The organism is Allobosea sp. 2KB_26 (assembly GCF_052115715.1).
In the GTDB taxonomy this organism is placed as follows: domain Bacteria; phylum Pseudomonadota; class Alphaproteobacteria; order Rhizobiales; family Beijerinckiaceae; genus Allobosea.
Window position 1 is genome coordinate 67,120 of the sequence record NZ_JBFRHE010000020.1, and the last position, 15,381, is coordinate 82,500.

A 15,381-nucleotide genomic window follows, 5' to 3' on the forward strand; every position below is an offset into this window, starting at 1 on the left:
ACCCTATGGCATGCCTGACGATCCGAATGCCCAACCCACCGCCGACGTAGCCGCAGCCGACGTTGCCGCGACGGGGGATGGGGCGGTCGATGAGGAGTTGTCTTCGCCATTCGTGCCTCTGCGCCAGCCGATCTTCCGGGCTGTGTGGTTCGCGAGCCTCGCCTCCAATTTCGGCGGGATGATCCAGTCGGTCGGCGCAGCCTGGCTGATGACTTCGATCGCCAGTTCTGCCGATATGGTTGCGCTGGTGCAGGCCTCGACGACCTTGCCGATCATGATGTTCTCGCTGGCGGCCGGTGCGATCTCCGACAATTTCGACCGTCGCAAGATCATGCTGACGGCGCAGGGCTTCATGTTCACGGTCTCCGTGGCGCTCGCCGTCTCGGCCTGGTTCGGCGTGATCACCCCCTGGCTGCTGCTCAGCCTGACCTTCCTGATCGGCTGCGGCACTGCTTTGAACGGGCCCGCCTGGCAATCCTCGGTTGGCGAGATGGTGCCGCGGCGCGATCTGCCGGCCGCGATCACGCTGAACAGCGTCGGCTTCAACATCGCCCGCAGTGTCGGGCCGGCGCTGGGCGGCTTCATTGTCGCGGCAGCGGGCGTCGTCGCCTCCTTCACGGTGAACGCGCTGAGCTATATCGGGCTCGTCACCGTGCTGGCGCGCTGGAACCCGCCAAAGATCGAGCGTGTGTTGCCCCGCGAGACGCTCGGCATCGCGATGAGCGCCGGCATTCGCTATGTCGCGATGTCGCCAAATATCCGCTCGGTGCTGCTGCGCGGCGCGGCCTTCGGATTCGGTGCCATTGCGGTGCAGGCGCTGCTGCCGCTGGTGGCGCGCGACCTCGTCAAAGGCGGGCCTTTGACCTTCGGCCTGCTGCTCGGTGCGTTCGGCGCAGGAGCGGTCGGGGGGGCTCTGCTGAGCGCGCGGGTACGCCGTGCGCTCAGCACCGAAACGCTGGTGCGCGCCTCATTCGCGGCCTTCTCGGCCGCGGTCATCCTGGCGGGGCTGAGCGTCTATACCGTGACGACCATGGCGGCCCTGCTCATCGCCGGAGCGAGCTGGGTCCTTGCACTCTCGACCTTCAACGCGACCGTGCAGCTCTCGGCGCCGCGCTGGGTCGTCGGCCGGGCGCTGGCGCTCTACCAGATGGCGACCTTCGGTGGGATGGCGCTCGGCAGCTGGGTCTGGGGCTATATCGCCCTGCATTTCGGCACCGATCGTGCCCTGTACTGTGCAGGCGCCGTCCTGCTTGTCGGAGCAGCACTTGGGCTGCGCTATGCGCTGCCACCGCTCGAGCAGCTCAATCTCGACCCGCTCAGCCGCTGGCAGGTCCCGAAGGTGGCCGTCGACATCGAGCCACGCAGCGGCCCGATCATCGTCACCATCGAGTATATCATTCGCGAGGAGGACATCGTCCCCTTCCTGAACGTGATGGCCGAGCGCCGCCGCATCCGTCGCCGCGACGGCGCCAGGCACTGGGCCTTGCTGCGTGACCTGACCGATCCGCAGCTCTGGATCGAGCGCTATGACAGTCCGACCTGGGTCGAATATATCCGCCAGAACCAGCGCGTCACCCAGGCCGATGCGATGATCGGCGACAGGGTACGGGCCCTGCACCAGGGGCCCAATCCGCCCGTGGTGCACCGCGTCATTGAGCGGCAGACCGGCTCGCTGCCCTTCGCCCAGCCACAACCGGTGCAGGATGCGGCGACCCCCACGACCGATCCCAGGATCGGCTAGGACGCTAAGCTCGACGACGGCCTCGCATTTGAGGGGGCGCAAGCCGGACCTTTGACGACGACGCGGAGGCTTCTCCTCAGAGCCAGCCGAACCGCTTGAAGCGCATGTAGAGCGTGGCGCAGAACGCTGCGATCAGCCCGAGCACGACGAAATAGCCGTACTGCGTCTTGAGTTCGGGCATGTGCTCGAAATTCATGCCGTAGATCCCGGCGACCGCGGTCGGGACCGCGAGGATGGCCGCCCAGGCCGCGAGTTGCCTGGTGATGACGCCCTGGCGCTGCTGTTCCAGCAGATGGCTCGCTTCGAAGACGGAGGTCAGGATGTCGCGCAGGCTCCCGACCATGGCTTCGGCACGCCGCGCATGGTCCCAGACGTCATTGAAATAGGGCTTCGCTTCGGCATCGATGCAAGGCAGATCCAGATGCACCAGCTTGCGGCAGAGCTCGGACATCGGACCGAGCACCCGCTGGAAGCGGATGAGCTGACGACGCAATCCGAAGATGCGCGGCACATCGACCCGGCCGAACTCGCTGGCGAGCATCTCCCGCTCCATCTCCAGGACATCCTCCTCGATCGTCTCCACAATCGGGAAATACCCGTCGACGATGAAGTCCAGCACGCCGTGCAGGACATAATCAACGCCGTAGCGCATCTGCGCGGTTGCGGCCTCGAGTTGGCTGCGCAGCTCGGTATGGGCCCGTGCGGAGCCGTGGCGAACCGTGATGATGTGGTGCTTGCCCACGAAGATCGCCGTTTCGCCATAGGCGATCTGGTCATCCTCCAGGTGCGCCGTGCGGGCCACGATGAAGAGCTGGTCGCCATAGATGTCGACCTTGGGCATCTGATGCGCCTTGAGCGCATCCTCGACCGCAAGTGGATGCAAGCCGTAGCTGCTCTGGAGCGTGCGCAACTCCTCTTCAGAGGGTTCCAGCAGGCCGATCCAGACGAAATCGGATTGGTCCTGGGCACAGGTCGAAGGCTGGTCGAGCGAAACGGTCCCGACACGCTTCCCATCGACATAGTGACAGGCGGCAATGACACTCACGGCAGGCTCGCTCCTGGCATCTCGGGGCCGGTCGAAAGCGTCCGGTCAACCCATAGCGGCGCTTGCAGGCTAGCACGGCAGCGCCGGAAAAGCCGAGGCGCCACACGGCAGGCCGCGATGGAAAGCGCCTTCAGTCAGAGCTGCTGGGATCCCAGCTCTCGACGGGCCTTCCGATCAGCCGAACACCCACAGACCCGCCAGGCCCGCCGCGCCGACGATGATGCGCCACCAGGCGAAGAGCGCGAAGCCACGGCGCGAGACGTAGTCGAGGAAGGTCTTGACCACGAGGAGCGCCGCGAAGAAGGCCGCGACGAAGCCAACGACGATCAGCATCGTGTCGTCGAAGGTCAGATTCTTGTAATTCTTCAGGAGATCATAGGCGAAGGCGCCGGCCATGGTCGGCATGGCGAGGAAGAACGAGAACTCCGCGGCCGCCCGTTTGCTCGCGCCGAGCAGCATGGCGCCGACGATGGTCGAGCCCGAGCGCGAGACGCCCGGAATCATCGCCAGGCACTGGATGAAGCCGATCTTGAGATACATCGGCAGCGGGAAGGTGGTGGCGTCGGTGTGTTTCACCTCGAGCTCGAGCTCGTCGACGACGAGCAGCACGAGCCCGCCAGCGATCAGGGCGCAGCAGACCAGGAACGGGTTGAACAGAACGCCCTTGATGAAGCCATGCAGCAATGCGCCGATCACCGCGGCCGGCAGGAAGGCGACGAGCACGCCGACGACGAAGCGCCGTGCCGCCGGATCGGTCCGCAGCCGCAGCGCAATGTCGAGCAGCCGCCGGAAATAGACCAGCAGGATAGCAAGAATAGCGCCGAGCTGGATCAGGACCTCGAAGGTCTTGCCGTTCGATTCGAAGCCGAGAAAGTGACCGAGCAGCAGGAGATGGCCAGTGGAGGAGACTGGCAGGAACTCGGTCAGACCCTCGACGATGCCGAGCACGATCGCTTCGAACAGGTTTTGCATGGCTGTTTCCCAGGAAGCCTCAGATCGCCGCCGCGGCAGAGGTAAACCGTACCCCTCTATGGAACCAAGCTCTTTGCCAATTGGTTACCACTTCGCCAAGCCAATGCCGTGGATTCGTGGCTTCCGGTGGGCAGCGGGTTGTGAGGGGGCGTGGCCGAGACTATAGCAAATGCGCGGCGCATAGCCCGATGCCTCCCCCTTCGACAGCCCTGCTTCGGCCGCATCCATCTGTTTCAAGAGTGCAATGGCGTCCCTTCATCACTATCCGTTATGCCCGCATTCGCGTTTCATCCGGCTCGTCCTTGGCGAGTTCGGGCAGGACGCCGAGCTGATCGAGGAACGCGTCTGGGAGCGTCGGCGCGAGTTTCTGGAACTCAACACAGCAGGCACGACGCCGGTCTTCCGCGAGGAGAATGGCTTTGCCGTCCCGGGGGCCGGACCGATCTCGGAATATCTCGACGAGACCCGCGGGCTGGCGCTGGGTCCCCGGCGTCTGTTGCCGGAAGGGATGGCCGAGCGCGTCGAGGTTCGTCGCCTGCTCGACTGGTTCAACCTCAAATTCGATACCGAGATCACCAACCCGCTGGTGCTTGAGAAGGTCATGAAGCGCTTCATGAGCCGGGATGAGGGCGGTGGCCCGCCGGAAATGAGCGCCATCCGCGCGGCACGCGCCAATGTGCGCTATCATTTGCGCTATATCGCCTGGCTGACAGCCAAGCGGAACTGGCTTGCAGGCACCGCGCTGAGCTATGCCGATCTCGCCGCGGCGGCGCATCTCTCCTGCGTCGACTATCTCGGCGATGTGCCCTGGGAAGAGGACGAGGCCGCGCGCGCATGGTACGCGAGGATCAAATCCCGGCCGAGCTTCCGGCCGCTGTTGAGCGACCGGGTGCCGGGCATGGCGCCGAGCGCCCATTACGACAATCTGGACTTCTGAACGGCGAGAAGCTCAAGCGCGCGGTGCTGGAGCGCGCGCGCGCCGAAGGCTTCGTGGTCGCGCGCATTGCCTCCGCCAGTGCGATCCCCGAGGCGCCTGAACGGCTCCGGGCCTGGCTGGCAGCCGGACATCACGGCGATATGGGTTGGCTGACCGAGCGCATGGACGAACGCGCTGATCCGCGCCGGCTCTGGAGTGAGGTGCGCAGCGTCGTGATGCTCGGTGTGAGCTATGCGGGCGACGGCGATCCACTCGCCATCCTCGGCCAACCCGACAAGGCAGCGATTTCGCTCTATGCCCGCCGGCGCGACTATCACGATGTCATCAAGGGCCGGCTGAAGAGTGTCGCCGGGCTGCTGGCGGCCCGCGGCGGGGCTGACGTGAAGGTCTTCGTCGATACTGCGCCGGTGATGGAAAAGCCGCTGGCGCAGGCCGCGGGGCTCGGTTGGCAGGGCAAGCATACCGTGCTGGTCTCACGCGAGCACGGCTCCTGGCTCTTTCTCGGTGCGATCTACACCACGGCGGAACTGCCGGTCGATGCGCCGGAACGCGACCATTGCGGCTCCTGCCGGCGTTGCCTCGATATCTGCCCGACCGACGCCTTCCCCGCGCCCTATCAGCTCGATGCGCGCCGCTGCATCGCCTATCTCACCATCGAGCATCAGGGCCATATCGACCCGGCCCTGCGGCCCGGCATCGGCAACCGCGTTTTCGGCTGCGACGATTGCCTGGCCGTATGTCCCTGGAACAAGTTCGCCGAGGCCGCGCACGAGACGCGCCTTGCCCTGAAAGACGAGCTTGAGGCATTGCCCCTGGCCGATCTCGCGGCGCTCGACGACCCATCCTTCCGCCAGCTCTTTGCCGGCACGCCGGTCAAGCGCACCGGTCGTGACCGCTTCATTCGCAATGTGTTGATCGCCATCGGCAATAGTGGCCGGCCGGACCTTGCAGCGAGCGCAGAGCGGTTGATTGCAGATGCTTCGCCTCTGGTGCGCGCCATGGCCGCCTGGGCCTTGATCAGGCTCGCGCCTGGGCGCGCGCACGGCCTTGCCGAGGCCGCACTTTCCGGCGAAGCCGATCCTGATGTCCGCCAGGAATGGCTTGCCCTTTCCAACGCTCCGGAACCCGTCGCATGAAGCTTGTCATTCTCGGTCTCGGCTACTCCGCCGGGTTTTTCGCGCGTGCGGCGCAAGCGGAGGGCTGGGAGGTCACCGGTACGGTCCGATCGGCCGAGAAGGCGGGGCGCCTCAGTCGCGAGGGCTTGCATACGCTGGTCTATGACGGTTTTGCGGTATCGCGCCCCCTTGCCCAGGCCGTCGCCGAGGCTGACGCGGTCCTCGTCTCGGTCCAGCCCGATGACGCGGGCGATCCGGTGCTGAACGGACTCGGCGAGGCGCTGGCTGCTGCGCCGAACCTGCGTTGGATCGGCTATCTCTCGACCATTGGCGTCTATGGCGACCATGGCGGCGCCTGGATCGATGAAGGCGCCGAATGCCGGCCGACGAGCCGGCGCTCGAAGCAGCGCCTCGAAATCGACGAAGCCTGGCTTGCCCTGGGCGAACGCAGTGGCAAGCCGGTGCAGATATTCCGGCTCTCCGGCATTTATGGTCCCGGGCGCAACGCCATCGCCAAGCTGCGCGCTGGCACCGCCAACCGCTTGATCAAGACCGGCCAGGTCTTCAATCGCATCCATGTCGACGATATCGCCGGTATCCTGCTGGCTTCGCTGGCCAGGCCACGAGCGGGCGCGGTCTACAACGTCACCGACGACGAGCCGGCGCCGCCGCAGGACGTGATCACGCTCGCCGCCGAACTGGCGGGTCTGGCCCCGCCTCCCGAAGTTCCGTTCGACCCGGCAAAGCTCTCGCCGATGGCTGCGAGTTTCTACGGCGAGAACAAGCGCGTCTCGAACGCTCTGGTGACGCGCGAACTGCGGTATGAGCTGCGCTATCCCACTTACAGGGAGGCGCTGCGGGCGCTGGCGTCAGCAGGCGAGTGAGCGGTGCTCAAGCCGCGTAGCGCTGCCCTTCGTCGCCGAGGTAGTCGAGATAGCGCCGGTCGATCGCCGAGACCGGCACGATGACCAGCACATCGGTGGTGCCGAACTGCTTGTCGACGACCGCGCCCGAGCCGAAGCGGGCGCCGAGTCGCAAGTAGCCCTTGATCAGCGGCGGCAGCAGCTTCAGCGCCGCCTTGGCATCGACCTCTTCGATCGGCAGCCGGTCCATCGCAATATGACGTTCCGGGCGGGCCGTGGCGGCCCACTCGCCCTCGGCGCGGGCATGGTGATGCAGGAAGCTCAATGGCAGCGCCAGCGCATCCGGATCGGTGCCATCAAAACTGGCGCAGCCGAACATCGCATCGATGCGATGGTGCCGGACATAGGCCCAGATGCCGTGCCAGAGCAGTTCCACCGTCTTCTTGGTGCGATAGGGCTTGAGCACACAGGAGCGACCGAGCTCGAGGAAGCGCAGGCCGCGATGGCGCTCGATCATTCCCGAGAGATCGAATTCCGATTGGGTGTAGAAGCCGCCAAGCCGTAGAGCCGAACCTTCGCGCATCAAGCGATAAGTGCCCACGACCTTCGGTTTCAGACCGCCGAAACGGCCGCGCGCCGCATGGTCGATGACAAGGAGATGGTCGCAAGCCGCGTCATAGCGATCCGCATCGCGCCGGAACATGCGGGCGACGACATCCGGCTTTGCCGACATCTCCTGGTAGAAGACCCGATAGCGCAGGCGCTGCGCGCGCCAGATCTCCCGGGGCCCCCGCGCCAGCCGCACTTCCAGCGAGCCGGAGCGGCCGAGCGTTTCACCCAGGCGATCCTGTTTCCGACTGAGGCGGCGCACGGTGTCGCCGGTGATCAGCATGAGTGGAGAGAAACGCGACAAGAAGGGGTGGCCCGGCGGCAGCTGATTTGCCGGCTGTCGTAGGCCGCGCAACATGTCGAAGGCCATTGTCCGTCTCGTCCCTGTGCCGTCGAATCTGCAGTTCGCCAGGCTAGTACCGATGTTCCTACGGGATCGCGACAGAACTGCGTCAGAGTTGTGACGGTCCGTCAAGCGCGGAGTGTGACGCGCTGCGCCCCGCTTACTCGCGCGATCCAGGCGCGAAGCGCCTCACGGGCCAATGGTTTAGCCAGGCAATCATTCATTCCGGCGGCCAATGCGGCTTGCCGATCCTCCTCGGCGACATTGGCGGTGACCGCGACAATGGGTAGCAAGTTTGGTCGCCCGAGCGATGCCTCCAGGGCGCGAATCCGGCGAGCGGCTTCCAATCCGTCAAGCTCCGGCATCCGGATGTCGAGCAGAATGAGATCGAAGGGCGCACGTTTGCCCGTGAGCCCGGCCTCGATGAGAGCGACCGCTTCGCGCCCGTCCCGCGCCCAGACGGCTGTGCAGCCGAGGCGTTCGAGGGTTCGCGTCACGAGCAGCCCGTTGATATCGTTATCCTCGGCGATCAAAACCGTCAGTTGAGATGGAGCGGGATCTCTGGCCTGGATAGGCGTTACCCCACGGGGCGGCAGAGTTTCCCGCCGCGGCCGAGCGGGCGGTGCAAGCCGCTCATAGAGCGAGCGGGCGCGGACCGGCTTGACGAGAAAGCCGGTGAAACCGCCAGCGAGCGGTGAACCGAATTGACGGCGTTCAAAGGGAGACATCAGGATCAGGCATTCGCCGACACCGGCCTGCCGCGCGGCTGCAGCGACGGCGCGCGCTTCATCGACGCCGATGGCCTGGTCGATCAAGGCGGCATCGAAGCGCCGTGCGTCGGCGAGCAGCGCGAGCGCTTCCGTCACATTCTGGGCTCGCGCGACCGACGCGCCGGCAATCTCCATGGTTTCCGCGAGATAGTCCGGTCCGAACGGCGCGGCAGATGCGATCATGATCAGCTTGCCGCGCCATTCAGGTAGGGCTGAAACCCGTATCCCTGCGCCGCCCTCAGGAAGCGGCAATGTAACGCGGAAGATCGCGCCCGATCCCGGCGCGTTTTCTGCGGTGACCGAACCACCCATCAAGGTCACGAGCCGGCGCACGATCGCGAGCCCGAGACCGGTCCCGTCATGGCGCCGGGCCGCAGAGCTGTCGGCCTGCTCGAATTCCTCGAAGATCGCCTGCAATCGCCCTGGCGGAATGCCGGGTCCGGTATCGGAGACGTGGATGGCAATCGCCTCGCCCGCACGGGCGACACGAATGCCGACACCGCCGGCCTCGGTGAACTTGATGGCGTTGCCGACGAGATTGAGCAGGATCTGGCGCAGCCGGTCGCGGTCTCCGATCCAGTGCGAGGCGAGATCCGGCGCGAGGAAGGTCGCAATCTCGAGCCCCTTGGCCTGGGCTCGTGGCGCCATCAATTCGCTGACCGTCTCGACCAACTGGCCGAGATCGAAGCGCTCCTCGGCGAGTTCGAGCCTGCCGGCTTCGACCTTGGCAAAGTCGAGAATGTCGTCGACGAGGCCGAGCAAGGCTTCGCCCGAGGTCCGGAGTGCCCGGACATAGGTGGTCTGCTCCGGGTCGAGCCTGGTGTCGTTCAGGAGGTCGGCCATGCCGAGAATGCCGTTGAGCGGCGTCCGGAACTCGTGGCTGACGGTCGCAAGGAAACGCGACTTGGCCTCGTTGGCGCTCTCGGCGCGGCTGCGCGCCTCCTCCAACGCCTGCTCGCCGGCGATCCGGGCGGAGATATCGCGGCCGACGCGCTGCAGCACTGTCTTGCCGAGCGCGACCGGCACGATGGTCTCGACCCAGGAGATCCAGCGCTCGCCTCCCTCGGGCGAGGCGATGCATTCGTCGAAGATCCGCGTGCCGTCGGTCAGCGCCTGCGCAGGTCGGCCCTCGATGACGCGCGGTGCGGTGCGGCTGCCGATGATCTCAGCCTCGGTCGCTCCGAGAAGCGCGGCATAGGCGGCATTCGCATAGACGATATTGCCTTCGTTCCGGCGGACGATCAGATCGCCCTGAGCCTCGATCAGGCTGCGATAGCGCTCTTCGCTGTCTGCCAGCGACCAGAGACGGTCGGTCAGCTTCTCAAGGTCCTGGGTCATGTCCAGCGCCTGTTCCACGACCCGATTGCGTGCACGTAACAGCATTACGGCGGCAAGGCCGGCCAGAACGGTCAGCAGGCTGGCGAGCGCAGCCCAGACCACTGGGAAAGATGGAATCTCCATGATGCCAGTCTAGTATTCGTCCCCTTGAGAAAGCGTTCGCGCGCGAACGCTGCTTTCGCGATGGTTTGAATGAGTTCGTTAACCTGGCGGCACGGATGCGGCCCCTTCCGACATCATGCGGCCTGCGCCACCTGATCGATGCGTGAACGATAGGATAACGCCTCGGCGAGATGGACCCGGCCGATCTTCGCCTCGCCGTCGAGATCGGCAAGCGTTCGGGCGACTTTCAGAACACGATGGTAGCCGCGCGCCGTCAGCTTCAGGGCCTCGGCGGCGTCGCGCAGAAGCGAAATGCCGGCATTGTCCGGCCGGGCGATCTGGTCGAGCACTGGGGCGGGGCAGGTGGCGTTGGTCGCGATCTCGGAGAGGCCGAGCGCTTCGAAGCGTGCCGTCTGCGCCTGGCGCGCCACGGCGACCCGGGCCGCGACCTCCGCCGAGCTTTCGCTGGCGGCCGGCAGAAACAGGTCGGTTGCGGTTACGGCCGGCACATCGATGACGATATCGATGCGGTCGAGCATCGGACCTGAGATCCGGGTCTGATACTGCGCCATGCAGCGCTCGTTCGGCTGCCGCCGGCAGGCATAGCCCGGTTCGGTTGCCTTGCCGCACCGGCACGGGTTCATTGCGGCGACAAGCTGGAATCGCGCGGGGTAGATGGCGCGGTGGTTAGCCCGCGAGATCAGGACCTCGCCGGTCTCCATCGGCTGGCGCAGGGCGTCGAGAGCCTGAGCCTGGAATTCCGGCAATTCGTCGAGGAAAAGCACGCCGTGATGGGCGAGAGAAACTTCGCCTGGCTTGGCCTGCAGGCCGCCGCCGACGAGTGCCGCCATCGAGGCTGAATGGTGCGGGGCGCGAAAGGGGCGGCGGTCGGTCAGCGCCCCCTCGGCGAGATGCCCGGCGACGGAATGTACCATCGAGACCTCGAGCAGCTCGCGTGGCGAGAGCGGCGGCAGGATGGATGGCAGGCGGCTCGCCAGCATCGATTTGCCGGCACCGGGAGGCCCGTTCATCAAGAGGTTGTGGCCCCCGGCGGCGGCGATCTCCAGCACACGGCGCGCGCTTTCCTGGCCGCGAATATCGGAGAGATCAGGCAGGGGGCCTGATTGCCGGGCCACGGACGGCACTGGCCGCGCCATGACCTGCGTACCCTTGAAATGGTTGGCGAGCTGGATCAGCGAGCGCGGATTGAGGATGTCGACATCGGCGGCGGCCCAGGCGGCTTCCGGCCCGCAGGCGGCCGGGCAGATCAGCCCCTGTCCGCGGGCATAGGCGGCTATCGCGGCCGGCAGCACGCCTGCGACGGAGGTGATGGAGCCGTCGAGCGCGAGTTCGCCGAGCACGGTATAGCCGGCGAGCGCGTCGGCAGGGATCGCGCCGATGGCGGCCATGACCGCAAGCGCGATCGGCAGATCGTAATGGCTGCCCTCTTTTGGCAGATCGGCTGGCGCCAGATTGACGGTGATGCGCTTGGCCGGCAGCGCCAGTCCCGATGCGATCAGCGCGGCGCGCACGCGTTCGCGGCTTTCGGCCACGGCCTTGTCCGGCAGGCCGACCAGAAGGAAGGCGACACCGCCCGGCGTGACCTGCACCTGTACGTCGACGGCGCGCGCCTCGATGCCCTCGAACGCAACCGTCGCGACCCGCGTGACCATCGGCGCCTCCCCATTCCCTAGGGGGAGGCTAGCGAATGCCCAGCCTGCTGGCAAGAACATATCGGGAACTCACGCAGGTGCGCGCTGGCTGACCGCGCTTTCATCTGACGCAGCAGGACGGGGTGGCGATGACGAGGCCCACCAGGACAGTGGCCGTGGTCCCAGGATCATCGGCAGGGGGCGATGCCCACGACAACGCCTTTCCACATCGCCACCGGAGCCAAGAACCAGCCGGCGAAAGCTTCGGGGAGGCGCTGGTGGTGAGGAACCCGTCGCCGATCAGTGGCTCCGGGGTGCACTCCCGGTCGACAGGGAGGAGAAGGACCTACGCTTACTTCAGCAGCCCGGCTTCCTTGTAGAATCTTTCGGCGCCGGGATGCAGCGGCACGCCCAGCAGGCCCGACAGCGCGGTCTCCTTCCGGATCAGCCTGCCCTTGGCATGGCCGGCATCGAGTGCGGCGCGGGTCTTGTCGCTCCACAGCGCCTTGGTCACGGCATAGACGGTGTCGGCTGAAACCTTGGCGGAGGTCACCCAATGGGCGCCGACGGCGACGGTCTTGACTGCTCCGACATCCTTGTAGGTACCGGCCGGGATTTCGCCGGCAGCGAAGAAGGGAAACTCTTTGAAGAGCTTCTCGACCTGCGGTCCGGAGATCGGCAGGATCTCGATGTCAGACCCAGTCGAGGCCAGTTCCGAGATCGCCGCAGCCGGGAAGCCGCCGGTGAAGAAGAACGCATCGACCGAGCCATCCCTCATCTTCTCGGCGGCCTCGTTCGGCTTCAGGAATTCCATCGAGATATCGCTCCCGGTCAGGCCGAATGCGTTGAGGATCGCCTTGGCGTTGAGCAGGGTGCCGGAACCCGGCTCGTCGAAGGAGATCGTCTTGCCCTTGAGATCGGCGACGCTTTTGATATTCGAGGCCTTGCGGACGACGAGGTGGACCGACTCGGGATAGAGGTTGGCAATCGAGCGCAGATCCGCGACCTTCGGCTTGCCCTCATAGACGCCGGTGGCGGAATAGGCCCAGTAAGCGACATCGGCCTGGACGAAGCCGGATTCGGCAGTGCCCCCGATGATCGCGTTGATATTGGCGACCGAACCGTTGCTGGCGACGGCGGTTGCGACCAGTTGCGGCGGCGCCGAGATCGCGTGCGCGATCAGGCTGCCGATCGGATAATAGGTGCCGGCGGTGCCGCCCGTGGCGATGCGAAAGAAGGCTGGCGGCTGAGCGAAGGCGAGACCTGCAGCCAGCGCAATGCCGCCGAGGACGAGACCTGCGGCCGCAAGCTTCGATCTGAAAGCCATGGTCATATCACGGAAGCTCCTATGGACCGGGCAGTGTTCGCGGCTTTTGCCGGCTGATCAAGTGCATGGCGGGCAGGCGCCGTCGTTTCGACAGGCGTCCACCCTGCGTGGCCCTTCACCGTCGCGTGACGATGCCGACCTGCGGCGCGGGCCTGGCGCCGAGCCAGAGCAGGAGGAAACCGAGGACCAGCGCGACCAGCGCAACCGGCGACCGCATCAGCGAGAGCAGCATCGGGTCCCAGAGCAGCGGATGGAGATTGCGCTCGATGGCCGGCTGCAGCAGCGGATAGCGCGTCGGCAGCAGAATGAGGAGAATTTCGCCGAGCGGCGTGAACTGAAGAGAGGAATTGGCGATCGAACGCGCGCCGTCGATGACCAGAGCGACGAAACCGCTGGCGACAGCAAGATAACCCAGCAAACGGATGAAAAAACGCAGCATCCCGTCCCATTCCCCGCACGCGCCCCTCGCATCCGATGTGCCCATTCGGGCACGGCTTTGCAACCTTGTCCGGCGCTCTCCACGCAAGAATGCGAAAAGCGCGTTTCAGGCCTTGAAAGAAGCTGGCTCGGCGGTCATAAGCAGCCCGCCGGACAGGTGGCCGAGTGGTTGAAGGCGCACGCCTGGAAAGTGTGTATACGGGAAACCGTATCGCGGGTTCGAATCCCGCCCTGTCCGCCATTTCAAAACAGAACCGGCCACGTCGAGCGTGGTCGATTTTACGCCGGATCCTGCGGCAAAGGGGTCTGAGCAGGTCCTCGTTCGATGCCATGATGTGCATCCTCGACGCGTTGGGCCGGCGCCCCCCCAAGGTGATCGCGGGATAATCGCCGCTGCAGGCGGTATTCCCGCACTGGTCGGTTTTCGCGAATCCGCGAACCAGTCGAAGCGTGATGGCTTTCAGCCCTGAACGTGCCAGCAGGGTCCGCACGCAGTCGGCGCCGGCTCTCACCTGATCCCGGATCGCCCTTGGGGCGGGGGGATGCGGCCCTTCAGCGCCGGATCGTCCCGAAAGCTCCACCCGCTTCAATTGCGCGGCTCGCTACCGTCAATCACGCCAATATGCCGCAGCGAAACGGCAGCGAGGACTGTAAGGACGGAAACGCTCACGGCACTGAATATTGCCGCACTGCTGAACCCCGCGGTGAACGCAGCCTGCGCCTCTTGAATAAGGCCAGCGGGCAGTACCGACGCAACCGAAGATGCCGCCCACAAGCTGTCGCCAACGGCCTCACGCGCTTCAGGACCGAGACTTTCGGGCATCCGGTCGAGCATCGTCCGGCGATAGATGGCGGTAGCGAGGCTGCCAAGCACGGCAATGCCGAGCGATACGCCGAGGTCCTGCACCGTTTCGGACATCGCCGATGCCGAGCCTGCCTTGTCGGCGGGGGCCGACCCAACCACGAGGTCCGTACCCAGCGCAGCTATGGTGCCAAGCCCGAGATAGGCCAACGAGAAGCCGGCGACGACAATGGCCACGTCGGAAGCGCTGTTATCCAGCTGGGTCAGCAGGAGATAGCCCACCACCGACAACCCCAGCGCTCCGGCCAGCACGTAGCCGGGGCGAACATGCCGGGCCATCAGCGGCGCTGAGACGCCGGCCGCGACCATGGCAAATGCGGGCGGTCCCATCCAGAGACCCGCGACAAGCGGAGAATACCCGGCCACGAGTTGCAGATACTGCGTGACCAGCAGCATTGTGCCGCCGACCGCGACGAGGCCAAACAGAAGCACGATCAGCGCCACGCTGAAGGCTCTGTTGGCAAACAGCGTGATGTCGAGCAGCGGATCGGCGAGGCGCAGTTGTCGGCGCACGAACAGGGCGGCGAAGGCTAGCCCCACCGCAATGGCGCCGACTGGGTGAAGTTCAAAGCCATCCTTGGCGACCTGCTTGATGCCGTAGACCACAGGCAGCATCGCGGCGAGCGAAAGGCCGACGCTCGCGAGGTCCAGCCTGCCGACCTGGGATGCGCGATACTCCGGGAGAAGGACGGGGGCCAGCAGAAGCAGCAGGCCGACAACAGGCACGGCTATGAGAAAGGCTGCGCCCCACCAGAAATGCTCCAGCATCACGCCGCCCACAACCGGCCCCAGAGCCATGCCGAGGGCGAACATGGTCGTCCATATGCCAAAGCCAAGAGCGCGCTGCCTTGGGTCAGCGAACATGTTCGTGATGAGCGCCAGCGTCGACGGCATCAGCGTTGCGGCGGCCACCCCGAGCACGGCCCGGGCCGCGATCAGCATCATGGCGCTTGTGGAGAAGGCGGTGAGCGCCGAGGCGACGGCGAAGGCGGCCGCCCCCATCATCAGAAGCTTGCGGCGACCGATACGGTCGCCGAGCGTACCCATCGTGATCAGGAAGCCGGCAATCATGAAGCCGTAGGCATCCATGATCCAGAGCGCCTGCATGCTGCTCGGTTGCAGATCCGCGGCAAGTGCCGGAAGCGCCAGATGAAGCAGCGTGAGGTCCAAGCCGAGCAAGATCGTCGGCAAGGCCAGCAGCGCCAGCCCCAACCATTCGCGGACCCCTACTGTCGCAGCCGGTGAGGTGGCTGCTTCTACCGCCATT

Annotated in this window: 12 protein-coding genes and 1 tRNA gene; 5 read left to right on the top strand and 8 right to left on the bottom strand. The window is 65.7% G+C overall.

Annotation, left to right across the window (positions count from 1 at the left end; translation table 11 throughout):
* The first annotated feature begins 10 nt into the window (after nt 1–10).
* Nucleotides 11–1,741 (top strand): MFS transporter, encoded by a 1,731-nt coding sequence (locus tag AB4099_RS30810; protein WP_441480886.1) that lies wholly within the window; start codon nt 11–13, stop codon nt 1,739–1,741.
* Nucleotides 1,742–1,817: 76 nt separating this feature from the next.
* Here the strand turns inward: AB4099_RS30810 and corA are convergent, their stop codons facing one another.
* Both corA and AB4099_RS30820 read right to left on the bottom strand, forming a co-directional pair.
* On the bottom strand, nt 1,818–2,786 hold the full coding sequence (corA, locus tag AB4099_RS30815; protein WP_113518345.1) for a magnesium/cobalt transporter CorA: 969 nt from the start codon (nt 2,784–2,786) through the stop codon (nt 1,818–1,820).
* A 174-nt stretch (nt 2,787–2,960) separates the two neighbouring features.
* On the bottom strand, nt 2,961–3,758 hold the full coding sequence (locus tag AB4099_RS30820; RefSeq protein WP_441480887.1) for an undecaprenyl-diphosphate phosphatase: 798 nt from the start codon (nt 3,756–3,758) through the stop codon (nt 2,961–2,963).
* Nucleotides 3,759–4,002: 244 nt separating this feature from the next.
* On the opposite strand from AB4099_RS30820, the gene AB4099_RS30825 reads away from it, so the two are divergent.
* Genes AB4099_RS30825 through AB4099_RS30835 form a run of 3 tightly spaced genes read left to right on the top strand, consistent with a single transcriptional unit; the run spans nt 4,003 to nt 6,694 of the window.
* A complete protein-coding gene (locus tag AB4099_RS30825) occupies nt 4,003–4,695 on the top strand; it encodes a glutathione S-transferase family protein (RefSeq protein WP_113518343.1) in 693 nt (230 codons plus the stop codon).
* A complete protein-coding gene (gene queG, locus AB4099_RS30830) occupies nt 4,593–5,831 on the top strand; it encodes a tRNA epoxyqueuosine(34) reductase QueG (RefSeq protein WP_113518342.1) in 1,239 nt (412 codons plus the stop codon). The genes AB4099_RS30825 and queG overlap by 103 nt, the downstream gene beginning before the upstream one ends.
* The gene (locus AB4099_RS30835) at nt 5,828–6,694 is read left to right on the top strand and encodes an SDR family oxidoreductase (protein ID WP_113518341.1); all 867 of its coding nucleotides are present in this window, start codon (nt 5,828–5,830) and stop codon (nt 6,692–6,694) included. Before queG ends, AB4099_RS30835 begins: the two co-directional genes overlap by 4 nt.
* A gap of 7 nt (nt 6,695–6,701) precedes the next feature.
* Here the strand turns inward: AB4099_RS30835 and olsB are convergent, their stop codons facing one another.
* From olsB to AB4099_RS30860, 5 genes are all read right to left on the bottom strand, one after another.
* The gene (gene olsB / locus AB4099_RS30840; RefSeq protein ID WP_113518340.1) at nt 6,702–7,652 is read right to left on the bottom strand and encodes a l-ornithine N(alpha)-acyltransferase; all 951 of its coding nucleotides are present in this window, start codon (nt 7,650–7,652) and stop codon (nt 6,702–6,704) included.
* Between the two features lie 101 nt (nt 7,653–7,753).
* Nucleotides 7,754–9,856, bottom strand: coding sequence for an ATP-binding protein (locus AB4099_RS30845; protein ID WP_441480888.1), 2,103 nt, complete (start codon nt 9,854–9,856; stop codon nt 7,754–7,756).
* A 113-nt stretch (nt 9,857–9,969) separates the two neighbouring features.
* Nucleotides 9,970–11,508, bottom strand: coding sequence for a YifB family Mg chelatase-like AAA ATPase (locus tag AB4099_RS30850; RefSeq protein ID WP_441480889.1), 1,539 nt, complete (start codon nt 11,506–11,508; stop codon nt 9,970–9,972).
* Nucleotides 11,509–11,839: 331 nt separating this feature from the next.
* Nucleotides 11,840–12,814, bottom strand: a complete 975-nt coding sequence (locus AB4099_RS30855; protein ID WP_441480890.1) for a TAXI family TRAP transporter solute-binding subunit — start codon at nt 12,812–12,814, stop codon at nt 11,840–11,842.
* A gap of 115 nt (nt 12,815–12,929) precedes the next feature.
* A complete protein-coding gene (locus AB4099_RS30860) occupies nt 12,930–13,253 on the bottom strand; it encodes a hypothetical protein (protein ID WP_113518337.1) in 324 nt (107 codons plus the stop codon).
* A 150-nt stretch (nt 13,254–13,403) separates the two neighbouring features.
* Here AB4099_RS30860 and AB4099_RS30865 point away from each other — a divergent pair.
* Nucleotides 13,404–13,493, top strand: a tRNA-Ser gene (locus tag AB4099_RS30865).
* Between the two features lie 345 nt (nt 13,494–13,838).
* Here the strand turns inward: AB4099_RS30865 and AB4099_RS30870 are convergent.
* Entirely contained in the window at nt 13,839–15,326 is a 1,488-nt protein-coding gene (locus AB4099_RS30870; protein WP_441480891.1) for an MFS transporter, read from the bottom strand.
* Nucleotides 15,327–15,381: the final 55 nt, after the last annotated feature.